23 protein-coding genes are annotated in these 26,781 nt (G+C 64.9%); 8 read left to right on the top strand and 15 right to left on the bottom strand.

Annotation, left to right across the window (positions count from 1 at the left end; translation table 11 throughout):
• Window positions 1-29: 29 nt before the first annotated feature.
• Window positions 30-842 (bottom strand): FadR/GntR family transcriptional regulator, encoded by an 813-nt coding sequence (locus tag IVB28_RS05160; RefSeq protein WP_247524960.1) that lies wholly within the window; start codon window positions 840-842, stop codon window positions 30-32.
• A gap of 138 nt (window positions 843-980) precedes the next feature.
• Here IVB28_RS05160 and IVB28_RS05155 point away from each other — a divergent pair, with 138 nt between their 5' ends.
• Both IVB28_RS05155 and IVB28_RS05150 read left to right on the top strand, forming a co-directional pair.
• Window positions 981-2,462 (top strand): mannitol dehydrogenase family protein, encoded by a 1,482-nt coding sequence (locus IVB28_RS05155; RefSeq protein ID WP_247524959.1) that lies wholly within the window; start codon window positions 981-983, stop codon window positions 2,460-2,462.
• A gap of 88 nt (window positions 2,463-2,550) precedes the next feature.
• Window positions 2,551-2,958: a nuclear transport factor 2 family protein gene (locus IVB28_RS05150; protein WP_247525345.1), complete on the top strand. Its 408-nt coding sequence runs from the start codon at window positions 2,551-2,553 to the stop codon at window positions 2,956-2,958.
• Window positions 2,959-3,003: 45 nt separating this feature from the next.
• Here the strand turns inward: IVB28_RS05150 and IVB28_RS05145 are convergent, their stop codons facing one another.
• On the bottom strand, window positions 3,004-3,738 hold the full coding sequence (locus IVB28_RS05145) for an HAD family hydrolase (RefSeq protein WP_247525344.1): 735 nt from the start codon (window positions 3,736-3,738) through the stop codon (window positions 3,004-3,006).
• 157 nt (window positions 3,739-3,895) lie between these two features.
• Here IVB28_RS05145 and IVB28_RS05140 point away from each other — a divergent pair, with 157 nt between their 5' ends.
• Window positions 3,896-4,744: an SDR family oxidoreductase gene (locus tag IVB28_RS05140; RefSeq protein WP_247524958.1), complete on the top strand. Its 849-nt coding sequence runs from the start codon at window positions 3,896-3,898 to the stop codon at window positions 4,742-4,744.
• Window positions 4,745-4,869: 125 nt separating this feature from the next.
• A complete protein-coding gene (locus tag IVB28_RS05135; RefSeq protein WP_247524957.1) occupies window positions 4,870-6,138 on the top strand; it encodes a serine hydrolase domain-containing protein in 1,269 nt (422 codons plus the stop codon).
• Between the two features lie 54 nt (window positions 6,139-6,192).
• On the opposite strand, the gene IVB28_RS05130 is transcribed toward IVB28_RS05135, so the two are convergent.
• Window positions 6,193-7,080 (bottom strand): dienelactone hydrolase family protein, encoded by an 888-nt coding sequence (locus tag IVB28_RS05130; RefSeq protein ID WP_247524956.1) that lies wholly within the window; start codon window positions 7,078-7,080, stop codon window positions 6,193-6,195.
• Window positions 7,081-7,599: 519 nt separating this feature from the next.
• On the opposite strand from IVB28_RS05130, the gene IVB28_RS05125 reads away from it, so the two are divergent.
• The 3 genes from IVB28_RS05125 (at window position 7,600) to IVB28_RS05115 (ending at window position 11,302) form a co-directional block, all read left to right on the top strand.
• A complete protein-coding gene (locus tag IVB28_RS05125) occupies window positions 7,600-8,664 on the top strand; it encodes a 2-dehydropantoate 2-reductase (protein ID WP_247524955.1) in 1,065 nt (354 codons plus the stop codon).
• 204 nt (window positions 8,665-8,868) lie between these two features.
• The gene (locus tag IVB28_RS05120) at window positions 8,869-9,687 is read left to right on the top strand and encodes a YkgJ family cysteine cluster protein (RefSeq protein WP_247524954.1); all 819 of its coding nucleotides are present in this window, start codon (window positions 8,869-8,871) and stop codon (window positions 9,685-9,687) included.
• A 103-nt stretch (window positions 9,688-9,790) separates the two neighbouring features.
• The gene (locus IVB28_RS05115; RefSeq protein ID WP_247524953.1) at window positions 9,791-11,302 is read left to right on the top strand and encodes an ATP-binding protein; all 1,512 of its coding nucleotides are present in this window, start codon (window positions 9,791-9,793) and stop codon (window positions 11,300-11,302) included.
• Between the two features lie 27 nt (window positions 11,303-11,329).
• Here IVB28_RS05115 and IVB28_RS05110 read toward each other — a convergent pair whose 3' ends face one another.
• The 8 genes from IVB28_RS05110 to IVB28_RS05075 form a co-directional block, all read right to left on the bottom strand.
• Window positions 11,330-12,070 carry an ABC transporter ATP-binding protein gene (locus tag IVB28_RS05110; protein ID WP_247524952.1) on the bottom strand — a complete coding sequence of 247 codons (741 nt, stop codon included), beginning with the start codon at window positions 12,068-12,070 and terminating at the stop codon, window positions 11,330-11,332.
• On the bottom strand, window positions 12,067-12,909 hold the full coding sequence (locus IVB28_RS05105) for an ABC transporter ATP-binding protein (RefSeq protein WP_247524951.1): 843 nt from the start codon (window positions 12,907-12,909) through the stop codon (window positions 12,067-12,069). Before IVB28_RS05105 ends, IVB28_RS05110 begins: the two co-directional genes overlap by 4 nt.
• Window positions 12,909-14,732 (bottom strand): ABC transporter permease, encoded by a 1,824-nt coding sequence (locus tag IVB28_RS05100; protein ID WP_247524950.1) that lies wholly within the window; start codon window positions 14,730-14,732, stop codon window positions 12,909-12,911. The genes IVB28_RS05105 and IVB28_RS05100 overlap by 1 nt, the downstream gene beginning before the upstream one ends.
• 61 nt (window positions 14,733-14,793) lie before the next feature.
• Window positions 14,794-15,951, bottom strand: coding sequence for an ABC transporter substrate-binding protein (locus IVB28_RS05095; RefSeq protein ID WP_247524949.1), 1,158 nt, complete (start codon window positions 15,949-15,951; stop codon window positions 14,794-14,796).
• A 59-nt stretch (window positions 15,952-16,010) separates the two neighbouring features.
• A complete protein-coding gene (locus IVB28_RS05090; RefSeq protein ID WP_247524948.1) occupies window positions 16,011-16,589 on the bottom strand; it encodes an alkylhydroperoxidase domain protein in 579 nt (192 codons plus the stop codon).
• 15 nt (window positions 16,590-16,604) lie between these two features.
• Window positions 16,605-17,207, bottom strand: coding sequence for a CMD domain protein (locus IVB28_RS05085; protein WP_247524947.1), 603 nt, complete (start codon window positions 17,205-17,207; stop codon window positions 16,605-16,607).
• A 35-nt stretch (window positions 17,208-17,242) separates the two neighbouring features.
• Window positions 17,243-18,277 carry a putative FMN-dependent luciferase-like monooxygenase gene (locus IVB28_RS05080; protein WP_247524946.1) on the bottom strand — a complete coding sequence of 345 codons (1,035 nt, stop codon included), beginning with the start codon at window positions 18,275-18,277 and terminating at the stop codon, window positions 17,243-17,245.
• 141 nt (window positions 18,278-18,418) lie between these two features.
• Window positions 18,419-19,213, bottom strand: coding sequence for a MetQ/NlpA family ABC transporter substrate-binding protein (locus IVB28_RS05075; RefSeq protein ID WP_247524945.1), 795 nt, complete (start codon window positions 19,211-19,213; stop codon window positions 18,419-18,421).
• A 364-nt stretch (window positions 19,214-19,577) separates the two neighbouring features.
• On the opposite strand from IVB28_RS05075, the gene IVB28_RS05070 reads away from it, so the two are divergent.
• Complete coding sequence (locus IVB28_RS05070; protein ID WP_247524944.1) at window positions 19,578-21,365, top strand: peptide ABC transporter substrate-binding protein; 1,788 nt, start codon at window positions 19,578-19,580, stop codon at window positions 21,363-21,365.
• A gap of 165 nt (window positions 21,366-21,530) precedes the next feature.
• On the opposite strand, the gene IVB28_RS05065 is transcribed toward IVB28_RS05070, so the two are convergent.
• From IVB28_RS05065 to IVB28_RS05050, 4 genes are all read right to left on the bottom strand, one after another.
• Complete coding sequence (locus tag IVB28_RS05065) at window positions 21,531-23,558, bottom strand: S8 family serine peptidase (protein ID WP_247524943.1); 2,028 nt, start codon at window positions 23,556-23,558, stop codon at window positions 21,531-21,533.
• Between the two features lie 46 nt (window positions 23,559-23,604).
• Complete coding sequence (locus tag IVB28_RS05060; RefSeq protein WP_247524942.1) at window positions 23,605-23,835, bottom strand: hypothetical protein; 231 nt, start codon at window positions 23,833-23,835, stop codon at window positions 23,605-23,607.
• 60 nt (window positions 23,836-23,895) lie between these two features.
• Window positions 23,896-24,945 (bottom strand): hypothetical protein, encoded by a 1,050-nt coding sequence (locus IVB28_RS05055; RefSeq protein ID WP_247524941.1) that lies wholly within the window; start codon window positions 24,943-24,945, stop codon window positions 23,896-23,898.
• An 88-nt stretch (window positions 24,946-25,033) separates the two neighbouring features.
• A complete protein-coding gene (locus tag IVB28_RS05050) occupies window positions 25,034-25,858 on the bottom strand; it encodes a BTAD domain-containing putative transcriptional regulator (protein WP_247524940.1) in 825 nt (274 codons plus the stop codon).
• Window positions 25,859-26,781 lie beyond the last annotated feature (923 nt).

The raw sequence follows: 26,781 nt of genomic DNA, 5'->3' as shown, positions 1-26,781 counted from the left end.
GCCCCGACACGGATGCGGGCCGCACAATCTCATCGCCGCCGCGCGCTGTTGCCGGCGGCCCGCTTCTTCGGCGCATGTTTCGGCTTCGACGGCTTTGCCGCAGCTCGCACCGTGCGGCCGCCTCCGGACGACGATCCCGCGGCGGGCTCGGCGCCGAAATTCTGCGCAAAACGCTCCTGCGAGCGCGCCAGATGAGCGCGCATCGCCTCGCGCGCGGCTTGCGGATCATGCGCCGCGATCGCCTCGCGCACGGCGCGATGCTCGTCGAGCGCGGTGCGCCAGGTGCCCGGGCTCTCGAAATAATGCGCGAGCTGCGCGAAATAGGGATTGAGCCGCTGGTCGAACAGCTCGCCGACCACGCGCACCAGAACGGCATTACCGAGGCTGCCGGCGATCGCGACGTGGAACGCGCGGTCGTGAACCATCGAAGCTTCGCCGGGATGCTCGACCTTCTCCATTGCGAGAAGCGAGGCATCGGTTCGGGCGATATCGTCCCTGGTCGCGACGCGCGCGGCCTCTTCGGCAATGGCGCCTTCCAGGAATTCGCGGGCGCGGAGCAACTCGAACGGCCCCTCGATGACGGACGCGGCTGCGGGTGCGGCGATTGCGGCGGGCTCGATCACATAGATGCCGGAACCGACGCGGATACGCAGGCGCCCCTCGACCTCGAGCGCGATCAGGGCTTCGCGCACCGTTGGCCGCGACACCTTGATCTGCTCGGCGAGCTCGCGCTCGGTCGGCAAGCGGCTGCCGACCGCGTACTCGCCGCTGTCGATCAGGCTTCGCAATTGATCGGCGACCTGGCGATAAAGCCGTCTCGCCTCCACAGCTTCCAGCGGCACGCTGGTCCTCCCGAAAGGATCGCGCGGGGCATTCCCGCCCGCGGTCCGCCAATTTTGAAATTGGTCTTACCAATTGACCGAAGCATTGACCTGATACTGGCGTCATGTCAAGCAGCGGCAAGCAAAGGGGAGACGTCCATGCGCCCAGGTTCAATTCGCCTTGGCCGCGCCAATCTCGACGGGCTGCCGCCAGCTATCCGCCGGCCGGCCTATGAACGTTCGCGCATCACGCCCGGCATCGTGCATCTCGGCCTCGGCGCCTTTCATCGCGCGCATCAGGCCGTCGTCATCGACGATTGCCTTGCCGCAGGCGCCGCGTCCTGGGGCATCGTCGGCGCCAGCCTGCGCAGCCCGGATACGCGCGACGCCCTCGCCCCGCAGGATCATCTCTACACGGTTGCCACACGTGCCGAAGGCACTGAGCACCGCGTCATCGGCGCGCTGCTCGACAGTGTCGTCGCCCGCGAAAACCCGGCAGCCCTGGTCGAGCGGATGGCCGATCCCGCCATTCGCATCGTCTCGCTCACGGTGACCGAGAAGGGCTATTGCCACACGCCGCAGACCGGCGATCTGGACGAACGGCATCCCGACATCGTGCACGATCTCAACAATTTCGGTGCGCCGCGCTCGGCGCCTGGCTTCATCGTGGCTGCGCTGGCGCGCCGGCGGGCGCAGGGGCTTTCGCCCTTCACCGTGCTGAGCTGCGACAATCTCGCAGCCAACGGCCACACCGTGCAGCGCATCGTGACGCAGTTCGCCGCGCTCCGGTCGAAGGATCTCGGCAAATGGATTGCGGATACGGTCGCCTTCCCCTCCATTATGGTCGACCGCATCGTGCCGGAGACGACGGATAGCGACCGCGATGCGGTTGCGAACGCGCTCGGCCTACGCGACGCCTGGCCTGTGATGACCGAACCCTTCACGCAATGGGTGGTCGAGGACCGCTTCAGCGCGGGCCGGCCCGATCTCGCCGCAGCCGGGGTCGAGCTCGTCAGCGACGTCAAGCCGTTCGAGCTGATGAAGCTGCGGCTGCTTAACGCCAGCCATTCCGCGCTAGCCTATCTCGGCTATCTCTCCGGCTATGAGACCATCGCGGACACCATGCAGGATCCGCATTTCGCGCGCCTCGCCGCGCAGGTGATGGAGGACGCGGCGGTGACGCTGACGATGCCAGATGGCACCGACCTTGCCGCCTATCGTGCCTCGCTGCTGAAGCGCTTTGCCAATCCGGCGCTGCATCACCGCACCTGGCAGATCGCGATGGACGGCTCGCAAAAGCTGCCGCAGCGCCTGCTCGGCGCGATGCAGGATCGCCTGCGCAAGGATTTACCGATCGCAACTCATGCGCTCGCGGTGGCCGGCTGGATGCGCTACGTCACCGCAACAGACGAGCAGGGCCGCGCCATCGACGTGCGCGATCCGCTCGCCGCTGAATTCGCCGCGCTGGCGCGCGAGGCAGGTCCCGTCGCCGAGCGGCTCGCGCCCGCATTGCTTGGGGTTCAGAAGGTGTTCGGGCCGCTGGGTGCCGAGCCGCGCCTGCGCGAAGCCGTGACCGCGGCGCTCGGGCGACTTTACAAGGATGGCGCGCGGCGGGCAGTGGAGACGCTCGTCTCGGCGTGACCACAAAGTGGGCAGCAATGCTGCACTGCGGCCAAAGTCGACGGAAGTCGCGCTTGATTTTTGCCAGTCCTTGCTCCACCCGGAAGCGATGGCAAAGGACAGCAAGATCATCGCCGCCAACGCGGCCTTCTACGCCGCTTTTTCCACCGGCGACTTCGACGGGATGGAACGGATGTGGGCGGACGACGATGCCATTTCCTGCATCCATCCCGGCTGGCCGGCCATCATCGGGCGCGCCACGGTGATCGGAAGCTGGCGCGACATCCTGCAAAGCCCCGAGCGGCCGCAGATCGCCTGCGCCGAGCCCCAGGCGATCGTCGACGGCGACAGCGCCCGCGTGCTCTGCATCGAGATCGTCGACGGCACCGCTTTGGCCGCCGCCAACCATTTCCGCCGCGTCGGGGACGACTGGCGCCTGGTGCATCACCAGTCCAGCCCGATCGCGCAGATTGTCGAACAGGCTGAAGACGATAGAACGAGCCACCGCGTCCACTGAACGCGGCCAGCACGCGGCCCATTCTACTGTGCATGGGGTTGTTTTTCAGTTTTCTTGCCTGGCGCTCCCGAGTTCCGACAGGTCATCCAGCACGGCCCGGGCCGCGCTGAAGTCATCATCCGCAAAGAACATGCTCCGGGTGATCAGAACCGGAATGCCGGCGCGTGAGGCCGCGGCCAGCCCGTTGGCGGAATCCTCGATGGCAACGCAGCTTGATGGGTCCAGCTTCAGCCGTACCAGCGTTTCGAGATAGACGTCCGGCGCGGGTTTCTTGTGCCTGACGTCGTCACCGGCGAGGATCGCGTCGAACTCCGCAGCCCAGTTCGTCCCCAGCGCTTGCGACAGCAGCGCATCGATGTTGCCGCGCGAGGTCGTGGTCGCAATCGCAAGCCGCTGCCCGCGCGCCTTTGCCGCAGCGAGCAGCTGGATCACGCCCGGTCTCAAGGGACAGCAGCCGGTTTCGACCAGCTTGGCGTAGTGCACGGTCTTGATGCGGTGAAGCGCGGCGATGTCCTCGTCCCGCAATGGCAGGCTGATCCGCAAGCTTTGTTGGTAGGCGCGCATGCGCTCCTTGCCGCCGGTGACCCGCAGCAGGCCCTTGTAGACGGCGCGGTCCCACTGCCAGTCGAGGCCGTGACGGGCGAAGGCATGGTTGAAGGCCTGCCGATGCAGTTCCTCGGTCTCCGCCAGGGTGCCGTCGACGTCGAAGATCAGCGCGCCGGCGCGCCGGATCAGCTCCGCGGCATCCGCCGGCGCCGAGGCGAGCACGCCTGCCTGCATGATCGACACCTCTCTCCCTCCCGATCTACCGTGACGAGCGAGCATCCCCCGCGGTGGCAGGCGAGACAAATCGCAATATCTTTTGCCGAACCCAAAAATCTCTTATGAGCGAGAGGCGCGCGGCGCGAACGGGAACTCCGACCGATACGGCAGAGGCATGCGGCTCTTCATTCTTGGCTTGGGCTACAGCGCGAGGCATTTCGTCGGCAAATTCGGCGGCGCCTTCTCGCATGTCGCCGGCACCGTGCGGGATCGTGCGCAGGGGGATGCGCTTGCCGGCGTCGAGATGCATGCCTTTTCCGGCAGCCACCCGTCGCGCGAGACGATCGATCAGGTTCGCGACGCAGACGTCGTTCTGGTGTCGATCCCGCCCGGTAGCGCCGGCGACCCCGCCATCGTAGCGTTCGGCGACGTGCTGGCGGCGCGCCGCCGCAAGATCGTCTATCTCTCCACCATTGGCGTCTACGGCGATCACGGCGGTGGCTGGGTCGACGAGAGCACGCCGCCACAGGCGACCCTCGAGCGCGCGCGCATGCGGGTTGCTGCCGAACAGGCATGGATGAACGCGGCGCGCGGCGAGGCCGCGATCCTGCGGCTTGCGGGCATCTACGGCCCGGGCCGCAACGCACTGGCGACGCTGCGGGCGGGCACGGCCCGGCGCATCATCAAGCCCGGCCAGGTTTTCAACCGCATCCATGTCGACGATATCGCGAGCGCGATCATGGCCGCCCTTCACCACGGAAGCGGCGGAATCTGGAACGTCTGCGACGACGAGCCCGTGCCGCCGCAGGACGTGATTGCCTATGCGGCTGAGCTGATGGGTGTTGCGCCACCCCCGGAAGAGCCTTTCGCGACGGCCGAGATGTCGGCGATGGCCCGCAGCTTCTATGCCAGCAGCGCCCGTGTCTCCAACGCGAAATTGAAGCGCGAGCTCGGCATCACGCTGGAGTGTCCGACCTATCGGCACGGCCTCGATGCGTTGTGGCGCGCAGGCGAAGGACGATAGGGTTCCGGAAATCCCCGGCGCGTCCCAGTCATGCCCCGCCCGCGCTTGACTTCGCGTCAGTGCGGACGTGAGCTAGGCATCGCGCGAGCCACTCACACAACGCGCCCGCGCCCTGGGAGGACGCAATGAACAAGACGATCGCCATGATCGCGGCGGCTGCTGCCGTCATCACGCTCAGTGCAGCGCGCGCCGCACCGCTGCCGGAAGCCAACCCTGATGATGTCGGCTTCTCCAGTCAGGGCCTTGCACGTCTCGATAGCTTCTTTGCGCGCGAGATCGCCGCCAAGCGCGTGCCCGGCGCGGTGGTCGCCGTTGCGCGCGACGGCAAGCTGGTGCACCACAAGGCCTACGGCCTGCTCGATCCCGACAAGGGCACGCCGATGCCGATCGACGCGATCTTCGCGCTGGCTTCGATGACGAAGCCGATGGCGGCGGTCGCAGGTCTGACGCTGATGGAAAAAGGCCAGTTGCCGCTTCAGGCCAAGCTGTCCGACTACTATTCCGGCTTCGCCGACATGAAGGTCGGCACGGCTCAGGCTGACGGCTCGCTCAAGCTCGAGCCGCAGGCCTCGCCGATCTTCATCCACGATCTCTACCGGCACACGTCCGGATTGATGTATGGCGGCCGCCCGGACTCATCGAGCCCGGTGGCGCGGCAATACCCCGATGGCATCGCGCCGGCGATCGAAGGCGACACCCAGGCCTTCATCGATCGCATCACCAAACTGCCGCTGGCGCATCAACCCTCGACAGCGTTCGAATACGGCTTTTCGATCGACGTGCTCGGCGCCGTCATCGAGAAGGTGAGCGAGCAGAAGCTCGGCGACTATCTCGCCGCCAATGTCTGGCAGCCGCTCGGCATGACGGACGCGACCTTCCACCCGACCGACGCGCAGCGCCCTCGCCTCGCCCGTCCCTTTGGCAACGATCCGCTGACCGGCAAGCCGCAAGTCATCAAGCTCTTGGACACACCGACCAAGTTCGACTGCGGCGGCGCCTGCTCGTTCGCGACGATCGGCGACTATCTCCGCTTCGGACAGATGCTGCTCAACGGCGGAGAGCTCGACGGCCAGCGCATCCTCGGTCCGAAGACCGTGCATCACATGACGACCAACCACCTTGGCCCCGAGATCAAGAACAACGTGGCCAATGTCGAGCCGCATCGCGGCGGCTTCGGCTTTGGCCTTTCGGTCGCAGTTCGCACCAGCGAGGGGCTCTCATCGGTCCCCGGCAATCCCGGCGAGTTCACCTGGAATGGTGCCTTCGGAACGCAGTTCTTCTGCGACCCGAAGGAACGCCTCGTCGTCGTCGTGGGGACGGCTGCGCCGGGCGAGCTCAGGAAATACTATCGTGAGCAGGTTCAGGATATCGTCTATGGCGCGATGACGAAGTGAGACCTGCGCTATTTAGGCGAAAGGGCGGCCACGCGGGCCGCCCTTTAAATCCAGTCAGCTCAACACGCCGTACTTCTTGAACCAGGCCTCCGCCTGCTTCCAGGCATCTTCCGCCGCGTCCTTGCGGTAGCTGCCGCGATAGTCGGCATGGAAGCCGTGCGGCGCTTCGGGGTAGATCTTGAATTCGGCCGTCTTCTTGTTCTGCTCGAGCGCGGCCTTCATCTGCTCGACCTGCGCGACGGGAATGCCGGTATCGGCACCACCATAGAGGCCGAGCACCGGCGCCTTCATCTCCGGCGCGAGCTGGATCGGGCTCTTCGGCCACAGCGGATTGGCGGGATCGACCACAGTCCCGTAGAAGGCAACACCGGCCTTGAGGCTGCCGCTATGGGCGGCGTATTCCCAGACCGTGCGGCCGCCGCGGCAGAAACCGATGATGCCGAGCTTCGCCGTGTCACCGCCCTGCGATCCCGCCCACGCTACTGTCGCGTCGAGATCGGACAGCAGCTCGGCGTCCGGCTTGGCATTGACGACGGGCAAAAGGTCCTTGATCTCGGTGACCTTGGTGAGATCGACGCCCTTGCGGAAATAATAATCGGGCGCGATTGCGAAGGCGCCGAGCTTGGCGAGGCGCCGCGTCACGTCCTTGATGTATTCATGCAGGCCGAAAATTTCCATCGCCACGACGATCACTGGCGCCTTGGTGTTGCCGGCAGGACGGGCGAAATAGGCGGGCATCTCTTCGGAGCCGACCTTGATCTTGGCGTCGCCAGCCTGAAGACCAATGGCGTCGGTCGCGATCACCTCGGCACGGACGGGACCGGCTGCAAGCGTGTAGCCGGCGGTGACGGCCGCGGTGGCGCTCATGAATCCGCGGCGCGAGACCGGGGCGACTTTTGTCAATCCGACGACGTCGGACGTCATGGTGGTTTCGAAACTCATCGTAGTCCCTTGCTGCTGCCTATCGTGCCTCCGAGGGCGACGCATTCGCCAATAGTTGCCGGGGAAACGCAAGTCATCAGCCTGCGAGCAAGCGGCCTTGGCCATGCGCCAGATTTCCGGATTGATCGTGTGTCCAATTGAACCGCGTGGCTGCGCCGCGACGCAAATCCATTGACCGAAAATGGGGGTTCTTCCGCCGCACCCCGCAGGGTCAGACGTTGCGGATACTTCCCTCCTTCGCGCAATTCGAACGGCCTCCCGCAACAAATGGGGTGGCGGCCGCAAAGATGCATCATGTTGTCCGGATGCTGCGCGATCGGATCCGGCGCGCGTTGACCCCCGGCGACAAACGAGGGGGGTAGGAGGCGCGCTGCGCAAGCCGGCGGTTCTCGCCGGCGGACGGCACCTTGTATGCATTATCCCAGTTGCCATCCCCTCGCACTTCGCTTTACATGCCGGCAACTCGCCCGCGGATGACGCCCGGGCTCAAAAACCCACACCTTGTCAAAGGGACGGAGCATGGCGCGTAACATATTGATTCTCGGGGCTTCTTACGGCTCCCTGCTCGGCACGAAGCTCTTGATGGCGGGGCACAACGTGACCCTGGTCTGCCGCGCCAAGACCGCGGAGCTGATCAACCGCGAAGGTACCGAGGTGCGCATCAAATTGCGTGACGAGGCGGTGCACCGGGCGATCTTCTCGCGCAACCTGCCCGGCAAGCTCGACGCCGTGACCCCGGCCAATGTCGACCTCTCCCGCTACGATCTGGTGGGTCTTGCGATGCAGGAGCCGCAATACACCAACCACACGGTGCGCGTTCTCATGGTCAAGATCGCCGCGGCGAAGCTGCCGTGCCTGTCGATCATGAACATGCCGCCCCTGCCCTATCTCAAGCGCATCCCGGCGCTCGCCGACTTGGATCTGGAAGAGGCATACACCAATGCGCAGGTGTGGGAGCGGTTCGAGCCGGGCCTCGTGACGCTGTGCTCGCCCGACCCGCAGGCGTTCCGGCCGCCGGAAGAAGCTGCGAACGTGCTGCATGTCGGCCTGCCCACCAACTTCAAGGCGTCGGTCTTCGCCGACGAGAAGCACAACAAGGTACTGCGCGAGTTGGAGGCCGACATCGACGCTGTGACGCTCGACGGCCACGACGTGCCGGTGAAGCTGAAAGTGTTCGACTCCCTGTTCGTGCCGCTGGCGAAATGGTCGATGCTGCTGACCGGCAACTACCGCTGCATCACGCCGAGCGAGCCGCAGTCGATCCGCGATGCCGTGCACGGCGACCTCCAGCGTTCGCAGACGATCTACGAGCATGTCGACGCGATCGCGCGCCGCCTCGGCGCCGATCCGCAGGACCAGGTGCCGTTCGCGAAGTACGCCAAGGCAGCCGAAAGCCTGCTCAAGCCGTCATCGGCCGCGCGCGCGGTCGCGAGCGGCGCGCCCTTCATCGAGCGCGTCGACCTCCTGGTGAAGCTGATCTCGCATCAGCTCGGCGCGCCCAATTCCGAGATCGACCGCACGGTCGAGATCGTGGACCAGAAGCTGAATGAGAAGATCGTGCAGGGCGGATCCGGCGCGCAGTAAGCGCGCTGGTGCGTGTGACCGGATCGGAATGCGCAGGCAAGTGCTGGGTTCCCGCGGGAGACTTCGCTTCCGTCATCCGACAATGATCCCTCCGGTCCGAGCGTGAGCAACATAGCCTTGTAAAAGCGTCTGTGTTACACGGCACTTTCCGGCATGGATGGACCGTGCCTGCATCGGGATCCAGGACGCAGAGAAGCAGAAGTAATGGATCAGACGATGCTGAGCGTCGTCCGCGCGGTCGAGGCAGGCGCGACGACCATGAAAGGCGTGATCGACGCCACCGGGCTGTCCCGTCTCAAGATCGAACGTGCGTTGAACGCGCTGGAGAAGCAGAAGCTGCTGGTTCGCGACGGCCAGGGCTTTCGCGCGACGGGCGTGCCGAAGGCGGCGCCGCTGGTCCGACAATGCGGATCGTGCAACGCCTGCTGCGATGTTCTCGAAGTGGCCGCCGTCGACAAGCCGGTGAACCATCTCTGCAAGCACTGGGAGACCGGGACCGGCTGCACCATCTACGACCGCCGCCCCCAGATGTGCCGCTCCTTCGTCTGCGCCTGGCTGCAAGGCCATCTCGACGACGACTGGTTCCCGGCGAAGTCCGGCATCATCGTCCATTTCAGCCAGGATGCCGTGAACGTTACGGTGGACGACCATTGCCCCGATCGCTGGCGCGAGGAGCCGTATTTCAGCAAGCTCGCCGAATGGTCGCTGAACGGGATCAGGCGGATCGGAAACCGGGGCTATGCCACCCTCGTCGTCTCCGGCGCCAACCGCTTCCTGCTGCTCGGACAGACCATTGTTCCCGAGCCGACGCTGTTCGGCACGGCATTCCTGCCGCTCACGGCCGACACGTTCCGGTTCTGGCGGGCGACATCGCCGGAGCATTTGCAGCGACTGCATGAGCGGATCGCCGAGATCGAGCGGATCAGGCAGGAATTCGGCTCCTGCGTCATCCCCGAGAACGACGACGACGATCCGCAGCCGCCCTATCGTCCCGCCCTTCTGCGGCAATCCAATCACGCTTGAACTCCACCGTGGGCAACGCGGCACGATCAGCCCCGTGCCGCTCGACGCGCCGCGACGAGATTGATAAGCCCCTGTCCGCGAATGACGGGGACTTGAGTCGGACATGACGGTTGCGATCGAGATGGGGCAGACCACGGCAGGCGCCCCGGCCGCCATGGACCTCGAGGAACTCCTGGCGACGCGCCTCCTGGTGCAGGGCAATTCGGGCTCCGGCAAATCGCATCTCTTGCGACGGCTGCTGGAACAGAGCGCGCCCTGGGTGCAGCAGGCCATCATCGACCCCGAAGGCGATTTCGTCACGCTGGCAGAGCGGTTCGGCCATCTCGTAATAGAGGCCGAGGATCACACCGAGCGCGGCCTTCAGGTCGCCGGCGAGCGGGCGCGGCTGCATCGCGTCTCCACCGTGCTCAATCTCGAAGGCCTCGACGCCGAGAACCAGATGCGCCGTGCGGCCGCGTTTCTTGGCGGGCTGTTCGATGTCAACCGCGACCATTGGTATCCGATGCTCGTCGTCGTCGACGAGGCCCAACTGTTCGCGCCGGCGGTTGCAGGCGAGGTCTCGGACGAAGCGCGAAAACTCTCGCTCGGCGCGATGACCAATCTGATGTGCCGCGGCCGCAAGCGCGGTCTTGCCGGCATCATCGCGACCCAGCGGCTGGCGAAGCTCGCCAAGAACGTCGCGGCGGAAGCCTCCAACTTCCTGATGGGCCGGACCTTCCTCGACATCGACATGGCCCGCGCCGCCGATCTGCTCGGCATGGAGCGACGGCAGGCCGAAGCCTTTCGCGACCTGGAGCGCGGGCAGTTCATGGCGCTGGGACCTGCGCTGTCACGCCGTCCCCTGCGTTTGCATATCGGCCCGACCGACACCCAGCCGCGCAATTCCACGCCGCGGCTGATGCCGTTGCCGGAGGCGCTTGAGGATATGCGCGCCGTGATCCTGGCTGCGCCGCCGCCCGATGCCAGCCGGCCGCAGCGACGGCCGGCGCCAGATCTGCTTGAGCAGCTCCGCGCCGCGAAGACGGCCGCGGTGCCGGAGATTCGGCCGGACGTTGTGGAGGTGGTCGTCAGCGCCGAGCAGCTCGCCGAGCGTCGCGAACGCGTGGATCGTACGCTGCGCGCCGTGCTCGCCGAGCCCGACGCCGGCTTCCGCGCCGTCGGCGTGCTCTATCAGGAGTTCGTGGTCCGCTGCCGCATCGAAGGCCTCGGTTCGGCGGTGCCTGATCTCAACGAGTTTCGCCGCATGCTGACGCATGCGCGCGCCGGGCTTGGCGCCGACATCGCCGGGGACGACGCCTGGCAGGACGTGTCGCTGCGCGCATCCATTTTGCCTGACGACATGCAGGGCGTGTTCATGATGATCGCACGTGCGGCGAAGGAAGGCTGGCCCTGTCCAGGCGATGCCGCAATCGCGCGGGCCTATGGCTCGCATTCGCTGCGCCGGGCGCAGCGGCTGCTCGGCTACATGGAGGAGCAGGGGCTGATCGTCGTCCAGCTCGACGGCGGCGGGCGCCGGATCGTGACGCTGGTCGAGCTGGCCTGGGCCACGGCGCCCGGCGATCCCAACGGCGATGATCTGCCGGCCGAGCAGGTCGCGAGAGCGGCTTCGGCCTGAGCGTTACCCGGTAGAAAGTTTAGATCGCTACGCAGCCTCGGAGCCGCCGAGATAGGCGTCGCGGATTCGGGGGTCGTCCTTCAGCGCCCGCGCCGGGCCTGACAGCACGATCTTGCCGGTCTGGAGCACATAGGCTTCATGCGCGATCTCGAGCGCGAGGCTGGCGTTCTGCTCGACCATGAACACCGAGACGCCCTCCTGGTTGATCGTCCTGATCAGCTCCAGCACGCGATCGACATAGAGCGGCGACAGGCCCATGGTCGGCTCGTCCATGACGATCATGCGCGGCCTGCTCATCAGCGCCCGCGCCATCGCCACCATCTGCTGCTCGCCGCCGGAGAGCGAGCCGGCGCGCTGCGACAGCCGCTGGCCGAGCTTTGGGAAGAGCGTCAGCATCTTGTCGAGATCCTGCGCCACCGCGTCGCGATCATTGCGCACGAAGGCGCCCATCAGGATGTTCTCGCGCACGCTCATGTCCGCGAACAGCCGCCGCGCCTCCGGCACCGAGGCGATACCGCGGCGGACGATCTGCGGCGTGGAGAGTCCGAGCAGCGAGGCGCCATCGAAGCTCACCTCGCCGGAGCGCGGCTTCACCAGCCCCAGAATGATCTTCATCGTGGTCGATTTGCCGCTGGCATTGCCGCCGAGCAAGCAGACGATATGGCCGCGCGCCACCGATATCGACAGGTCGAAATGCACCTGGGCCTGCCCGTAAAAGGTGTTGACGCCCGTGAGTGCGAGCAGCGGTTCGCCAGAAGCGTTGGTCATGCCGCGCTCTCCCGCTCCGTCGCCAAGCCGTGGCCAAGATAGGCCTCGATCACCTTGGGATCGCCCCGCACCTGTTCGCCCGGCCCTTCGGCGATCTTCTTGCCCTCGTCCATGACGATGACGCGGTCAGACAGGCGCATCACCATCTCCAGCTTGTGCTCGATCAGGAGGATGGTCAGCCCTTCCGCCTTGAGCTCGGCGACGAGACCCTGCATCTCCGCGGTCTCGGTCGGGTTCATGCCGGCGGTCGGCTCGTCGAGCAGCAGCAGGCGCGGCTTCAGCGCGAGCGCACGCGCGATCTCGACACGGCGGCGGTTGGCGTAGGAGAGACTATAGGCCGGCTGGTCGATGCGCGGCAGCAGCCGCTCGCCGAATCGGGCGAGAATGGCTTTCAGCTCTTCCCGCAGCCGCTCTTCCTCCGCCTTCACGCTCGCGGGCCGCAGCAGTGCCAGCCCCAGTTCGAGCAGCGGGCCAATCACCGGCACGGCCGGCTTCACTGCGCGCAGCCGCGTATGGGCGCCGATCAGGACGTTGTCCATGACGCTGAGATTGCCGAAGACGCGGCCGAGCTGGAACGTACGCGCGATGCCTTCGGCCGCGAGCCGCTCCGGCGACAGGCCCGTGACATCCTGGCCTTCGAAGCTGACAGCGCCGTCATCGGGCCGATCGAGCCCGGTCACAAGATTGAACAAGGTCGTCTTGCCGGCGCCGTTCGGGCCGATGATGCTGATGAGCTCGCCACTGGCAAGATCGAGATCGATCGCGTCGACCGCGGTGAGGCCGCCGAAGCGCCGCGTCAGTCCGCGCAGGGACAGCATCAGCGTGCTCCGCTCCGCCATCAGATCGTCCCCAACAGGCCCTGCGGCCTGAACCGCACGAGCAGCAGCAGCACGATGCCGTAGATCAGGATGCGATATTCCGCCGCAATCCGGAAGACCTCTGGCAGGCCGACCAGCGCGACCGATCCGAGAATCGCGCCAACGACGTTGCCGAGGCCGCCGAGGATGACGACGGTCAGCGCCAGGATCGATTGCTGCGTGTTGAAGGTCTCGTGGTTGATGTAGGAGTACAGATGCGCCGCGATGCCGCCGCTGACGCCGGCGGCGAACCCGCCGAAGATGAAGGCGAGCGACTTGTAGCGGTTCAGGCTGAGGCCATAGGCGCGCGCGGCGACGTCGTCGTCGCGGATGGCACGGAAGCTGCGGCCGAGATGCGAGGTGAGCAACCGTGCCTGCAGCAGCGCCAGCACGACCATGACGGCGAAACTGAACCAATAGATCGAAGGCGGGCTGATCAGATCGTAGCCGAACAGCGACAGCGGCGGGATACCGGAAATGCCGATCGGCCCCCGCGTGACGCTTTCCCAATTCAGGATCACCAGCGAGACAATCTCGCCGATGGCGAGCGTCGCGATCGACACATAGTGCCCGCGCAGGCGGAACGACGGCGAGATCAACGCGGTGCCGAGCGCAGCGCTCATCAGGCCACCACCGATGATGGCGAGGCCAACCGGCACCGAAAACGTCAGCGACAGCAACGCAGAGCTATAGGCGCCGATCGCAAGCAGCGCGGCATGTCCGAGCGAGACCTGGCCGATCGTGCCCGCGACCAGCGTCAGGCTGAGTGCGAGCATGCCGAGCAGCCAGGCATTGATCAGGGTCTGGAGCACGTAGAACGAGACCGGGAAGAATGGCAGGACCGCGAAACCGCCGGCCGCAACAGCCAAGGCCCAGCGCGGAATGCGCACCGGCCGGCTTGGCGCGATGAACGTGCCGGTGAGCGGCTCGGGCGGCGCCTGCCGCGCGCTGGCGAACAGGCCGTTCGGGCGCAGCACGAGCACGACGACGAGCAGCAGGAACGCGAACAGATTGCGGTAGCTGGTGCCGAACACGGCGACGCCGTAGCTTTCCACCAGTCCCAACAACAGGCTGCCGATCACCGCGCCCGGCACGTTGCCGGCGCCGCCGACGACTTCGGCGACGACGCCCTTCAGCGTCGCCTGAAGGCTCATCGCGGTGTCGATCTGGTTGTAGTACATGCCGACCAGCATGCCCGAGACGCCGCCGAGCGCAGCCGCGATGCCGAACACGGCCTGATTGACGCGGTTGACGTCGACGCCCATCTGCATCGCGGCGTCGCGATCCTGCGCGGTGGCGCGCACCGCCCAGCCGAGCTTGGAGTAACGCAGGAACGCGAACAGCAGCAGCGCGCTGGTGAGGCCGACGCCGGCAATCAGCAGGTCGAGCGGTCCGATTGTGCCGCCGCCGACCTGGAAGCGGACGTCCGGCAACTGGCTCGGCAGCGCGCGGGGATTGGGCGAGAAGGTCAGCATCACCAGCTGATCGAGCACGAAGCTGATGCCGATGGTCGCCAGCAGCGGCGCGATGCGCACCGAGTTCTGCAGCGGACGCAGCCCGAACCGCTCGATGATCAATCCGACGACCGCGGCAGCCACCGCGACCACGATGATGGTGAGCGGCAGCGGCGTATGCAGCTGCACCACCGCGACCCAGCCGATATAGGCACCGACGAGATAGATCGAGCCCTGCGCAAAGTTGATTAGCCGGCTGACGCCGAAGATCAGCGCGAGCCCGACCGCAACCAGGGCGTAGACATTGCCGACGATCAGCCCGTTGATGGTGTAGTCGAGCCAGGAAGACACGCGATGGCCCCAGGGAGCGAGAGAGTGAGAAGCGGCCGAAGCGGATGCTCCGGCCATCAGGTCAGGTCGGCTTGCCGTCCCAGAGCGCGAACTGGCCCTTGCGGACGACGAGTTCGGCGTTCATGGCGCCCTTGACGCGGCGGCTCTCGACGTCGAACGTCGCCGAGCCGAAGATGACGCTGGAGACGTCCTTCACCTTGGCGAAAGCATCGCGGATGGCGCGGCGATCGGAGCCACCGATCTTCACCACAGCGGCCGCCATGTGCATCGCATCATAGGAATAGGCGTTGAAGGCATCGGGCTCTTGCCCGCCATACTTCGCCTTGAAGCCCGCGATGAACTTCTTCACCTCCGGCCTGGGATCCTCGGGGAAGTAGCGGGTGCCGAGATGGACGTCCTCGACCGCCTCGCCGCCGAGCTCGATGAATTTCGGTGAATAGACCGAACTTGCGGCGCAGATCACCTGCTTGAGGCCGACCTGGCGCGCCTGACGCGCAATCAGCGCGCCGTCGGAATAATAGGAGATCAGGATCAGCCCGTCCGGACTGGCGTCGCGCACGCGCACCAGGGTGGAGCGGAAGTCGCGCTCCTCCGCGATGTAGCCCTCGGTCACCGCGATTTCGGCGCCGTATTCCTTCGCCGCCTTGATGAAATAGTCGCGGCTGGTGCGGCCCCAATCGGTGTTGAGGTGCAGCACCGCAAGCTTCTTGAGGCCGAGGCGCTTCACGGCATAGGCGGCCAGCAGCGGCTGCTCGTCAGCTTGGCTGACCGAGGTGCTCCACATGAAGTCACCGCCCTTGGTGAAGTCGGGATGCGAGTTGGTAAAGCCGAATTGCACGAGGCCGCCGCGCTGGTAGATCGGCGAGGCCGCCATTGACGCCGGGCTCGAGAAGTCGCCGAGCTCCATGACGATGCGGGGATCGGACACGAACTTCTGGGCGATCGCCACCGACTGACGCGGATCGCTCTGGCTGTCCTCAAATTGGTAGGCGAGCTTGCGGCCGTTGATGCCGCCGGCGGCCATGATCTCGTCGAGCGCGAGATCAAAACCCTGCTTCCACTGCATGCCATATTGTGCATTCGGTCCCGTGAGCGGACCGCTGACGCCGAGCAGGATCGGTTCGGACGATTGTGCGAAGGCGGCGCGCGAGAAGGCTGCTCCCGCCATCATGGCGGCAAGCGAGCCCTTGACCAGGGTACGACGATCGATGTTGCTCATGCACGGCTCCATCCACTCAGGTGTTGAACAAATAGCAATTCCCATGCCGGTGAGACTGCCTATGTCGAGGGCTCGCCGAGCGACAGCATCAGCCGGTTCGCCCAGTTGAAGAACGAGGCGCCATTGATGACGTCGACGATCTCGGCATCGTCGAGACCGGCGCGGCGCAGTTCGGCGACGTTGTCAGGACCGAAGGCAATCGGCGTCGCGGCCAGCGCCACCGAAGCCTTGACGATGGCATTCCAGCGCTCACCGAGATCGGCACTGACGCCCTCGTCGAGCAGGCGCTGCACATCCTCGCGGCGCTTCGAATAGGTGCTGGCAAAGCGCGCATGCACGGAGGCGCAATAGATGCAGCCATTGTAACGCGACGTCGCAGCCGCTGCGAGCTCGCGCTCGGCGCGCGGCAGGCCGTCGGCGACATTGTAGAAGATATCCTTGTCGGTCTTGGTGCGGGCTTCCAGCACTTCGGGATCGCGCACCAGGAGGCGGAAATACTCCGACTTGGCGCGGGCGCGATCGACCAAGCCATTAAAGTGCCGTTCGGTCAGCTCGGCCTCGGGCAGCGGGTCGATCCATGACACCCAGCCCAATTCATCCTGGGTGAAGACGAGGGGGGGATTGACGGTGGCGCTCATGATTGCGGCCTCCTCTTAAGCGTTCGCTGCGGCGAGCGTGCGCAGGCCGCTGACGACGCGCAGCTGAAACGACAGGAACGCGACGAGTTGGGAGAAGGTGACGATGCCGCTGTTCGACCAGCCGGCGTCCAGCAGCGCCTTCATGTCGGCGGACGCGGCATCCCGCGGCCGAAACACCAGGAGATGCGCATGTTCGAGCACGGCCGCGAGTCTGGCGCCAAGCGCCGGCTTGCTCGCCGCGCTCACGCGATAAATCAGGCCGGCGGTGTTCTCGATCGACAGCGGACCGGCAGGATACGAGCCATACGGCCCCGAGGTCCTGCCGCGCGCGATCTCGGCCCCAATCGCCTCCAACAGGCGCGCACCATGCGCGTTCGCTGCGAGCTTCTCGCGATAGAAGGCGGCAACGGGCGACTCGCCATGGAGCCCGGTCACGAAGGCGGCGACCGCGGCACGTTCGGCAAGCGAGAAGTCACTCGCGTCGGTCGGCTCGAACAGTGAGAGATAACTCTTCTGCGCGTTCTCGCGCGCCTGCAAGCGGCGGGCGCGGATGGCGTCCAGAGCCGAGCCTGGTTCGATCCCGGCGAGCGTGTCGATGATATCCTGCGTGCTCATCATTCAGCCTCGTGCAACGCGATGCTCTTCATGTCCGATCAACCCGCCAGCGCCACATCGGGTGCGGTCCGGATCCAGCCCAGCGCCGGCGCGACCTTCTCCGCGACCAGATCGATCGAGCGCAGGACATGGGGATGTGGCGCATCGACCGAATGCACCTGGAAGACGAGATCGGTCACCCGCTCCAACGTGGCGTCGCTGCGGAGCGAGGCGATGACGTGGTCGGCATCGCCGACATGGGTGTCGAACGCCGCGATCATCTCCTCCAGTGTCTCGCCCGGCTTGGCGTGGCCGCCTTTGAGGAACTGTGGCAGCGCGCGGCGCAGCCCGATATCGGCAAGGCGCAGGGCCTCGCCGTGGTCGTCGGCGACGAAGACGCTACGCGAAGCCATGATGCGCGGCTCGGCTCCCTTGGGCAGCGCTTCCAGATAGGCGTCGATCACCGGATTCTGGATCTCGGCGAGCGTAGCCTTCGGCGCCTCCCTGGTTCGCGGCTGGGTGCGCGACAGCAACAGGCCATCGCCCGCCTTGCCGGCACGGGCGCCGCCCGCGACCGAGAACGTCGCCTGCCAAATCCGCTTGTCCAGTTGCCGCCGCTGCGGGTAGATCGTATCGCCGCCATCGAGCGGCTTGCCGACCAGCGCCGTGCGGACGATCTCCAGATTGCGCGCAAAGATTTCGTTGCGCTGGGCGCTGTCGAGGCCGAAGGCGGCGAAGGCCGACGGATTGCCGCCCGTGCCGACGCCGAGCTCGAAGCGGCCGTTGCAAAGCAGATCCAGCACCGCGGCGTCCTCCGCCACCCGCACCGCGTTCTCAAGCGGCAGCGTGACGATGCCGGTGCCGAGGCGGATGCGTGAGGTTTGGGCTGCGACATAGCCGAGGAACGTGAAGGGTGACGGCAGGCCGCCTTCACGCTCGTGGAAATGATGCTGCGCGATCCACGCGGAATCGAGGCCCGCCTTCTCCGCGCGCACGATCTGCTCGGCCGCGAAGCGGTAGCGCTCGGAGGGGGACGCCTCGTCGAGCAACCGCGTGAAGAAGCCCAGGCGTTTGAGATTTGCAAAGCGTTTCATACGACCCCTGTCGGGCGAGGATGGCCAGACTGGCGATGATGTCGGTTACTGCTGCTCCAGACAAGCGGGCATTGCGCAAGGCTCATGCGCAACGCTGCCCGCCGGATCATCCCTGCGCTGAAACTTGGCTGGGCAGATTGCCTACCAGCTCGGCAGCACCGCGCCCTTGAACTTGCTCAGGACGAACTCCTTGACCTCCGGCGTGTGATAGCTGTCGACGAGGGTCTTGACCCAGGGCTTGTCCTTGTCGGCGGCGCGCACGGCGATCAGGTTGACATAGGGGCCCTTCGGATCCTCGCGCAGGATCGGATCCTTGACCGGATCGAGGCCAGCCTGGGTTGCATAATTGGTGTTGATCGCGGCTGCATCGACATCGTCGAGCGCGCGCGGCGCCTGCGCCGCGTCGACCTCGATGAATTTCAGCTTCTTGGGATTCTCGGTGATGTCGAGCACCGTCGGCTTGAAGCCGGTGCCGTCCTTCAGCTTGATCACGCCCTTGTCGCGCAGCAGCAGCAGCACGCGGCCGCCATTGGTCGGATCGTTCGGGATCGAGACCTTGCCGCCCTCCGGAATGTCAGCGAAGGCCTTGTGCTTCTTCGAATAGACGCCGATCGGGAAATTCACGGTCAGGCCGACGGCCTCGATCTTGTAGCCGCGGTCGGCCTTCTGGTTGTCCAGGTAAGGCTGGTTCTGGAACGAATTAGCCTGGATGTCGCCGGCATCGAGCGCGGCGTTCGGCACGACATAGTCCGAGAACTCGATGAGCTGGATGTCGAGCCCCTGCTTGGCCGCGATCGGCTTCACCGCCTCGAAGATCTGCGCATGCGGGCCCGGTGTCACGCCGATCTTGATGGTCTCGGCCGCAGCGGCTGCCGACCATGCGGCGAGGATGGTTGCAAGGATCAGGGGAAGGCGAAACGACATCTTGGTCTCCATGGCACGGCGAGAATAATTGGAACCGTATTCGCTTCTCCGTAGGCCGAAATCAATGAAATGGATATCCAAATTGAGTGTCGATGGCGGGCGCGCTTTCTCCATTCGGAAGCAAACGCGAAATGAATTCTCAGGGGATGGCCAGGTCTCCTGCGCGTTCCGGCGCGGCCTTAAAACTCCTCGAGTTCAGTTAAGTTGGACTGGATCGCCGCTTGGGTCCCTTGGGCGGCGGTCCGGGTCGTGGCCCGCAAGGGCTCCTCCCATCGTCATTTCGTCGCATGGCCTTGCGGCCACACCGGCATTGCCGCCTCGTGCATGATGCAACATGATGCCGGCGAGTGATGTCTTCGAGGTGGAGGGTTATCTGATGAACGAGAACGAAATCCAGAATCTGGTCGGACAGGTGAAGCAAGGCACGCTGTCGCGGCGCTCGTTCATCCAGAAGGTGGCCGCGGTCGGAATCGCCGCTCCCATCGCGAGCCAGATCCTGGTCTGGAATGACGTGGCAATGGCGGATGCCACGTTGCCATACAAGCCGACCAAGGCGGGCGGCGGCGGCCCGCTGAAGATGCTGCTCTGGCAGGCCCCGACCCTGCTCAATCCGCATTTCGCGCTCGGCACCAAGGACCAGATCGCCTCGCGCGTCTTCTTCGAGCCGCTCGCCGGCTGGGACAAGGACGGCAATCTCATCCCCTGCCTTGCCGCAGAGGCCCCGACCAAGGCCAATGGCGGCCTCGCGGCCGACGGCATGAGCGTGGTCTGGAAGCTGAAGCAGGGCGTGAAGTGGCATGACGGCAAGCCCTTCACCGCCGACGACGTCGTCTTCACGTGGCAGTATGCCGCCGACCTCGCCACCGCGGCCTACACCACCGGCTCCTACAAGGACATCAATGTCGAGAAGATCGACGACTACACCGTCAAGGTGATCTTCAAGGCGCCGACGCCGTTCTGGGCCGATCCGTTCGTCGGCTCGGTCGGCCAGATCCTGCCAAAACATCTTTTCGGCGACTATGTCGGCGCCAAGTCGCGCGAAGCGCCGGGCAATCTGAAGCCGGTCGGCACCGGCCCGTACAAATTCGTCGAGTTCAAGCCCGGCGACCTGATCAAGGCCGAACGCAATCCCGACTATCACATCAAGAACCAGCCGCATTTTGACACGCTCGAGATCAAGGGCGGTGGCGATGCGGTGTCCGCGGCGCGCGCCGTGCTGCAGACCGGCGAATATGACTTCGCCTGGAACATGCAGGTGGAGGAGGAGGTGCTCAAGCGCATGGAGGCGGGCGGCAAGGGTAAGCTCGACATCACGCCGTCCGGCAATGTCGAGTTCATCATCCTCAACACCACCGACCCCTGGACCGAGGTCGACGGCGAACGCTCGAGCCTCAAGACCAAGCATCCGACGCTGTCCGACCCCGCCGTGCGGCGGGCGATCAACCTCCTGGTCGATCGCGATTCAATCCAGAAATTCATCTATGGCCGCGGCGCCGTCGCGACCGCGAGCTTCGTCAACGCACCCAAGCAGTTCAAGTCGCCCAAGCTCACATACGAGTTCAGCATCGATAAGGCCAACAAGATCCTCGACGAGGCCGGCTGGAAGAAAGGCGCGGACGGCATCCGCGAGAAGGACGGCAAGAAACTCAAATATGTGTTCCAGACCTCGACCAACGCCCCGCGCCAGAAGACCCAGGCTATCATCAAGCAGGCCTGTGAGAAGGCCGGCATCGACATCGAGATCAAAGCGGTCACCGCCTCGGTGTTCTTCTCCTCCGACGTCGGCAATCCCGATACCTATTCGAAGTTCTATGCCGACATGGAGATGTACAACACCACGCAGCCGCAGCCCGATCCGGAGCGCTTGCTGAATCAGTGCGTGTCCTGGGAGATCGCCACCAAGGACAATAAATGGCTCGGCCGCAACAATTCGCGCTATTCCGACCCCGAAGCCGACAAGGCCTACAAGGCCGCGCAGAACGAGCTCGATCCCGTCAAGCGCGCCGCGCTGCTGATGAAGGTGGACGAGATCTTCTGCGGAGCCAACGTGTTCCTGCCGCTGCTCTCGCGCCATATCGTCAACGCCGGCGCCAACAACCTGATGATCGACATCTCGGGCTGGGACACCATCACGTGGAATCTGGCGGCGTGGTATCGGGCCTGAGGGGAGCGAAGACCGGCGCTCTTCCAAACTCCCCATCACCCTTCCGCTGTTTGCTTTGATCACAGCGAAAGCACGCCGTCGCGGTGATTGCCACGGCGCGGTAAACACTCGGGGCACAGCGGCTACTGCAGCTGTGCCCCTTTTCACAGGTCGAAAGGCCGCGCGTTATAGCAATCCGACCTTGTGCATGATCTGCCGGATCTGAGCTGGATCAGGATCCATCATCGTGGGGACGAATGTCGCGCTGGCGGTCTGTGCAGGACCGCGGGCGACGTAGCTCGAACCGCTTTGCATCGGATCGACGGACTGTAGCGTCATCGCGCCTGCCGTTTGTGCCGGACCGCGCGCCACGTAACCAGCACTGGCTGGCACTGGATTGGCGGACTGCGGCGCTGGAGCGCCCGCCGGAACCACGCTTGGTGCTTCGGCCGGCGGCAATCCGAGCAGACGACGCAGCGTTGCCAGCGCAGGATCGGTTGCGGACGCAGCGGCGGCAACCGGGGCGACGCCGGTTTCGAGGCCGAGCGCCCGCATCGCGTTCGGCAGTCCCGCGCCGGTACGATTCGGGTCACCGAATTGCAGCGGCGTCGCGGTTTCCTTCAGGATCTGGAACAGCCGCTCGACACGACGTGCATCGCGATTCTGGAAGTTGCCTTTGGTGAAGTCCGGATGGTGCGCCAGCACGAGCGCGGCCAGCCCCGTGACGTGTGGCGTCGCCATTGAGGTACCGTCCCATGCACCGAAACCATCGGCGGGAAGCGACGAGACGATCCCGACACCGGGCGCGCAGACGTCGACCTCCGGTCCGAAGCAGGAGAACTTTGCCGGGAAATATCCGTCGCGGCTCTGGAAGCCGTCGAGGGCTTGCTGCGAATGATAGCTGTCATCGGGGAACTCGCCCCACTTGCCCAACGCGGCAACCGCCAGGCAATGCGGCGTCGAAGCAGGAAACTGCACCGGCCCCGAGGAATTGCCCGCAGCAATGATGCAGGCCATGCCCATTTGCTTGGCCCGGATGATGCGTTCCTCGATGATTTGCGATGGCTCGCCACCACCCAGGCTCATATTGGCGACGTCGATGCCATGCTCCATGCAGTAATCGAGCGCGGAGACGAGATCGCTGAACCGGCCGCCTGGGAAGATGCGGCAAACATGGATTTCCGCCGCGGGAGCGAAGCCGCGAATTCCGCCACCGGGGCCGACCGGACCGCCGGCGATGATTCCAGCGCAATGCGAGCCATGGCCGATCGTGTCGACGGTCCACGCTGCTTTGTCATTGCCGACGATGCTGGTGCCTACTGTGATGCCGTGCAGGTTGCGATGGGTCGGCGCCAGGCCGGAATCGATGACCGCGATCCTGATGCCGGCGCCGTCAAAAGACGGCGGCAGACGATCGAGGCCCATCGCGCGCTCACCCCAACCCATCAATTGCTGGCCGGGGAAGTTGCGTAGAACTGCGCCGAGCGCCCTCACGACGATCCGGTTGACACCGTTCGCGACGAGCTGCGGACGATCGAGCCAGAAGGTCCAGTAGTCGATCTTCGGTTTGACCAGGATCGAGCGGATGGTCTCCGGCGTTTCGCCCTGGAGGGTCACCGTCGCACGGCCGGTGGCGTCTGTGATGCCCTGTGCCGGCCACATGCTGCCCAACACATAGACCTCGGCTTCCGCCAGCGGGCCGTCCTGGCCCAATACTTCGATCGTCGTAGTGAAGCCGTCAGCCAGCGGCGTCAGCACCCCCGGATTGGGAAGCTGCGGCGTGGTCGGGTCGAGCATGTAGGTCAGCCGCTCGTCACGCTCCACCGCGCATCGCCCTTGTGCCTGGGTCTGCAGCAACTTTGCCTTGTCGGGAGTCATCTTGGCGAGAACCAGGGGACTGAGCGGCGCTTGTCCAAGGTCCGCGCTCTGAAATCCGAACAGGCGCGGCGGAGAGACCGTCTTCACCACTTCGATGTCGGGGCTGTTGGTGAGCTGTTGGGTCAGAAAATCGACGCTGAAGGTCGCAAGCCCGGGCTGCTGCTGCGGCGCGATCATGAATTGCGATCGGCGCGATACGATCGTTGCGGGCCCCTGCCCTGGTGCCGGCGACGGGCCGGCATCGTGACCGGGAAGCGCGCCGTTGCCGTTTGCCGCCGCTTCGGTCGCACCGTGCTCGCCCTGCCCGGAAGTCCCTGATTTGCCTCTCGTGGCCATTGCAGCCTCCTTGATGTTTTGCGTGTCCAATGTTTACCCACCGAAATCAGTCGGCATCGAATGGCTTCAGCGCTGAATTCGGCTCGACCACGAGAGTGGCAAACGTCGATTTCAGGCGATCGGCCTGTGTCGTCGTCATCGAAAGGATGACGACGTCGGGAGCGACCTGCGCGACTCGCGTCACACCGGTTTCACGCAGCAGGTGCTCGTTGAGCTGACCGGATCGGACCGGGTCTCCCTGCACGATGAATTGCTGCGACGTGTTTGAATCCGCCATCTGGCTTCCATTCATTCTGTGCGCAGAGGCGGGCTTGCGCCCGCCCTCTGCGTGTTGGATTTAGTGCATCGTGCCACCGGGCTGGCCAGCGTTGAAGACGCCGAGCTGGCGGCCGATATCCAGGCCCGTCTGGGCACCCTGGCCGATCTTCTTCAGCACACTCCAGAAGCTCTGCAGCTCCATGTCGGTCGGCGGTGTTGCTGCCGCGGCCGGCTCCAGACCGGGCTGGCCGGCGCTGAACACACCGAGCTGGTGGCCGATATTCACACCGGTCTGGACGCCCTGACCGATCTTCTTCAGCACGCTCCAGAAGCTCTGCAGCTCCATGTCGGTCGGCGGTGCTGCCGCGGCCGGCTGCAGACCAGGCTGGCCGGCGCTGAAGACGCCGAGCTGGTGACCGATATTCACACCGGTCTGCACGCCCTGGCCGATCTTCTTCAGCACGCTCCAGAAGCTCTGCAGCTCCATGTCGGTCGGCGGCGCGGCGGCAGCCGGCTGCAGGCCGGGCTGGCCGGCGCTGAAGACGCCGAGCTGGTGACCGATATTCACACCGGTCTGGACGCCCTGGCCGATCTTCTTCAGCACGCTCCAGAAACTCTGCAGCTCCATGTCGGTCGGCGGCGCGGCGGCAGCCGGCTGCTGGCCGGGCTGGCCGGCGCTGAACACACCGAGCTGGTGCCCGATGTTCACACCGGTCTGGACACCCTGACCGATCTTCTTCAGCACGCTCCAGAAACTCTGCAGCTCCATGTCGGTCGGCGGCGCGGCGGCAGCCGGCTGCTGGCCGGGCTGGCCGGCGCTGAATACACCGAGCTGGTGGCCGATGTTCACACCGGTCTGGACACCCTGACCGATCTTCTTCAGCACGCTCCAGAAACTCTGCAGCTCCATGTCGGAGACCTGCACCGAACCTTGCGGCATTTCGGCACCGGCCGAAAACGGCAGGAAACCTCCGCCGATGTTTCCTACGACGCCGCCGATGGTCTTACCCGTCTTGCCGCCGAGAAGATTACCGATAACTCGTCCGGCCGCACCGCCGAGGATGGAGCCGAATATCCCCTGCGGGTCCAATTGGCCATAGTCCTCATACTGCTGCTGTGTTCCAGTCATGATCAAAGTCTCCTGGGTGAAGTGCCTGACCCGCAAGCGACACGCGTTGCCCCAGAGGGAGTCGGGATCACTGTGCGAGCGGCTAAAGCTACGACAGGGACCGTGATGCAGGCGTCACGTCGAGCGTGAAAGTTGCGTCAAAGTTTCTGGTGCGCGGCAATTTGAGGGAGGCAGATGTCGGCGACGCGCAGAACATGCGACGAATTTCGCGCTGCAGCTGTTCGGTCTCCTGCTCCGGCGTTGCGCGAACGTCCCGCCACAGCACGGAGCGGCAAAGGTCATACTGACGCAACGCGTCGGCACAGCGACCTTGCTGCGCATAACAGCGCATCAATATGCGATGGACACTCTCCTGAAGCGGGTCGATGGCGAGAATACGTAGCCCGAGAGCGACCGCGATATCCATGTGTTCGCGCCCGTCGGCGTCCAACAGGCCGGCAAGCGCCTGCATCGCTTGTGTTCTCAGTCGTTGGCGCTCGGCAGATAGCCAGGCCTCGAATTGGCAAGACGTCGAGCCGATGCTCTCGAGAAGCTCGCCTCGATAAAGCACCGCCGCACGGGCCAACCGTTCGGGATGGCCCTCCCTCAGCAGGCGCTCAAATTCTCCCACATCGGTACTTATGGTGGCCGGGCGGATACGGATGTCGTCGCGATCGGCCGAGATCACATCAGGATATTGCGGCAGAACGCGCCGCAATGTGAGCAGAGCTTGTCGAAGGCTGGCGCGCGCGCGATCGCTGAAGTGACCGTCCCATAACAGGGTGGCGAGCTTGCCGCGTGAAATGGCCCGTGGGGAACTGAGCGCGACATAGCCCAGAAGGGTTGCAGCCTTGCGGCTGGGGATCGATACCGAGTCACCGGAAGCAGAAATAACCTCGACACCGCCGAAGAGATTGATGTGGAGCAGCGACATTGTCCTTATCCTTCGGTCATTGTCTTCCGTCCCTCATGTCATCCACTGGCGAGCACTCTTCTTCTGATCATGATCAGCAACGATGTAGACAGCACCCACCGCCCACACGTCATCGACCAAGCCGAAATGCTCTCATCGCCACCATACAACCTGAATTAGACAAAGCAACGTAAGTCGCTTTGGCAACGTGTCAGCAAATTGTGAGACCACTCATTTTCAATGTGTGAGGTAGCCCATAGGCAGAATGCGAAATTGCAGGCGCGGCGATCGCTCGCATTTGATGCGTTCTTCGACGACGATGACGGGACAGCTGCGCAAGTTTGCATGAAATGTCACGTTGAACGCCACGCAAATGTCGTTACGTCGCTGCGAAGGTTGCATGAGTTGTTCGAGGCACGCGAGCTTCGTGCACCTGCCGTGCTGGGGCTTGAACGGCGGAGACGGACCCGCGCACCAGGGCGTGCGTCAGAAAGACGCTGCGCGTGCGTCAGCTACAGTCACCGATTTTTTCTGGACGGAAACTCGGACGACAATAGAGGGGGAGGAGTTCCACCATTCCAGAACACAGTCGCGAACCTTGGCGCCCCAAGTAGCATCACGCACCGGCCCAATGCTACGCATCGCCGGGGCACTGCGCTGCGTCCGGGCACGAATCGTCGGATGGGTAGAGCGAAGCGAAACCGATCGAGATTTCCGCTGCTCGCAGCATGATGGGTTTCGCAAGGGCTCAACCATCCTACTGTCCCGAGTTCTCGCGCGGCACTGTCCAACCCCCGCCATCATCTTTTCCACTGTGTGGTCCAGGTCACAGCAGAATCACGCGCCTCCGCCTACAAACGGTGAGCATGGCCGCAAACAAGGTAACGGCGGTACGCGCGAGGCTGCGGAGGCGATCAACAGCTACGGACTTTTCCAAGCCGCCA

Source organism: Bradyrhizobium sp. 199, assembly GCF_023073355.1.
GTDB lineage: Bacteria > Pseudomonadota > Alphaproteobacteria > Rhizobiales > Xanthobacteraceae > Bradyrhizobium.
This window is presented reverse-complemented; position numbering and strand designations above follow the sequence as displayed.

Excerpts from the sequence above, each read along its gene's own strand:
- IVB28_RS05090 (WP_247524948.1), bottom strand. The coding sequence starts at position 16,589 with ATGAGCGCCACCGTCAATCCCCCCCTCGTCTTCACCCAGGATGAATTG.
- IVB28_RS05115 (WP_247524953.1), top strand. The coding sequence starts at position 9,791 with ATGACGGTTGCGATCGAGATGGGGCAGACCACGGCAGGCGCCCCGGCC.
- IVB28_RS05155 (WP_247524959.1), top strand. The coding sequence starts at position 981 with ATGCGCCCAGGTTCAATTCGCCTTGGCCGCGCCAATCTCGACGGGCTG.
- IVB28_RS05120 (WP_247524954.1), top strand. The coding sequence starts at position 8,869 with ATGGATCAGACGATGCTGAGCGTCGTCCGCGCGGTCGAGGCAGGCGCG.
- IVB28_RS05145 (WP_247525344.1), bottom strand. The coding sequence starts at position 3,738 with ATGCAGGCAGGCGTGCTCGCCTCGGCGCCGGCGGATGCCGCGGAGCTG.
- IVB28_RS05075 (WP_247524945.1), bottom strand. The coding sequence starts at position 19,213 with ATGGAGACCAAGATGTCGTTTCGCCTTCCCCTGATCCTTGCAACCATC.
- IVB28_RS05140 (WP_247524958.1), top strand. The coding sequence starts at position 3,896 with ATGCGGCTCTTCATTCTTGGCTTGGGCTACAGCGCGAGGCATTTCGTC.
- IVB28_RS05050 (WP_247524940.1), bottom strand. The coding sequence starts at position 25,858 with ATGTCGCTGCTCCACATCAATCTCTTCGGCGGTGTCGAGGTTATTTCT.
- IVB28_RS05130 (WP_247524956.1), bottom strand. The coding sequence starts at position 7,080 with ATGAGTTTCGAAACCACCATGACGTCCGACGTCGTCGGATTGACAAAA.
- IVB28_RS05085 (WP_247524947.1), bottom strand. The coding sequence starts at position 17,207 with ATGATGAGCACGCAGGATATCATCGACACGCTCGCCGGGATCGAACCA.
- IVB28_RS05070 (WP_247524944.1), top strand. The coding sequence starts at position 19,578 with ATGAACGAGAACGAAATCCAGAATCTGGTCGGACAGGTGAAGCAAGGC.
- IVB28_RS05060 (WP_247524942.1), bottom strand. The coding sequence starts at position 23,835 with ATGGCGGATTCAAACACGTCGCAGCAATTCATCGTGCAGGGAGACCCG.
- IVB28_RS05095 (WP_247524949.1), bottom strand. The coding sequence starts at position 15,951 with ATGAGCAACATCGATCGTCGTACCCTGGTCAAGGGCTCGCTTGCCGCC.
- IVB28_RS05135 (WP_247524957.1), top strand. The coding sequence starts at position 4,870 with ATGAACAAGACGATCGCCATGATCGCGGCGGCTGCTGCCGTCATCACG.
- IVB28_RS05150 (WP_247525345.1), top strand. The coding sequence starts at position 2,551 with ATGGCAAAGGACAGCAAGATCATCGCCGCCAACGCGGCCTTCTACGCC.
- IVB28_RS05080 (WP_247524946.1), bottom strand. The coding sequence starts at position 18,277 with ATGAAACGCTTTGCAAATCTCAAACGCCTGGGCTTCTTCACGCGGTTG.
- IVB28_RS05125 (WP_247524955.1), top strand. The coding sequence starts at position 7,600 with ATGGCGCGTAACATATTGATTCTCGGGGCTTCTTACGGCTCCCTGCTC.
- IVB28_RS05105 (WP_247524951.1), bottom strand. The coding sequence starts at position 12,909 with ATGGCGGAGCGGAGCACGCTGATGCTGTCCCTGCGCGGACTGACGCGG.
- IVB28_RS05065 (WP_247524943.1), bottom strand. The coding sequence starts at position 23,558 with ATGGCCACGAGAGGCAAATCAGGGACTTCCGGGCAGGGCGAGCACGGT.
- IVB28_RS05110 (WP_247524952.1), bottom strand. The coding sequence starts at position 12,070 with ATGACCAACGCTTCTGGCGAACCGCTGCTCGCACTCACGGGCGTCAAC.
- IVB28_RS05055 (WP_247524941.1), bottom strand. The coding sequence starts at position 24,945 with ATGACTGGAACACAGCAGCAGTATGAGGACTATGGCCAATTGGACCCG.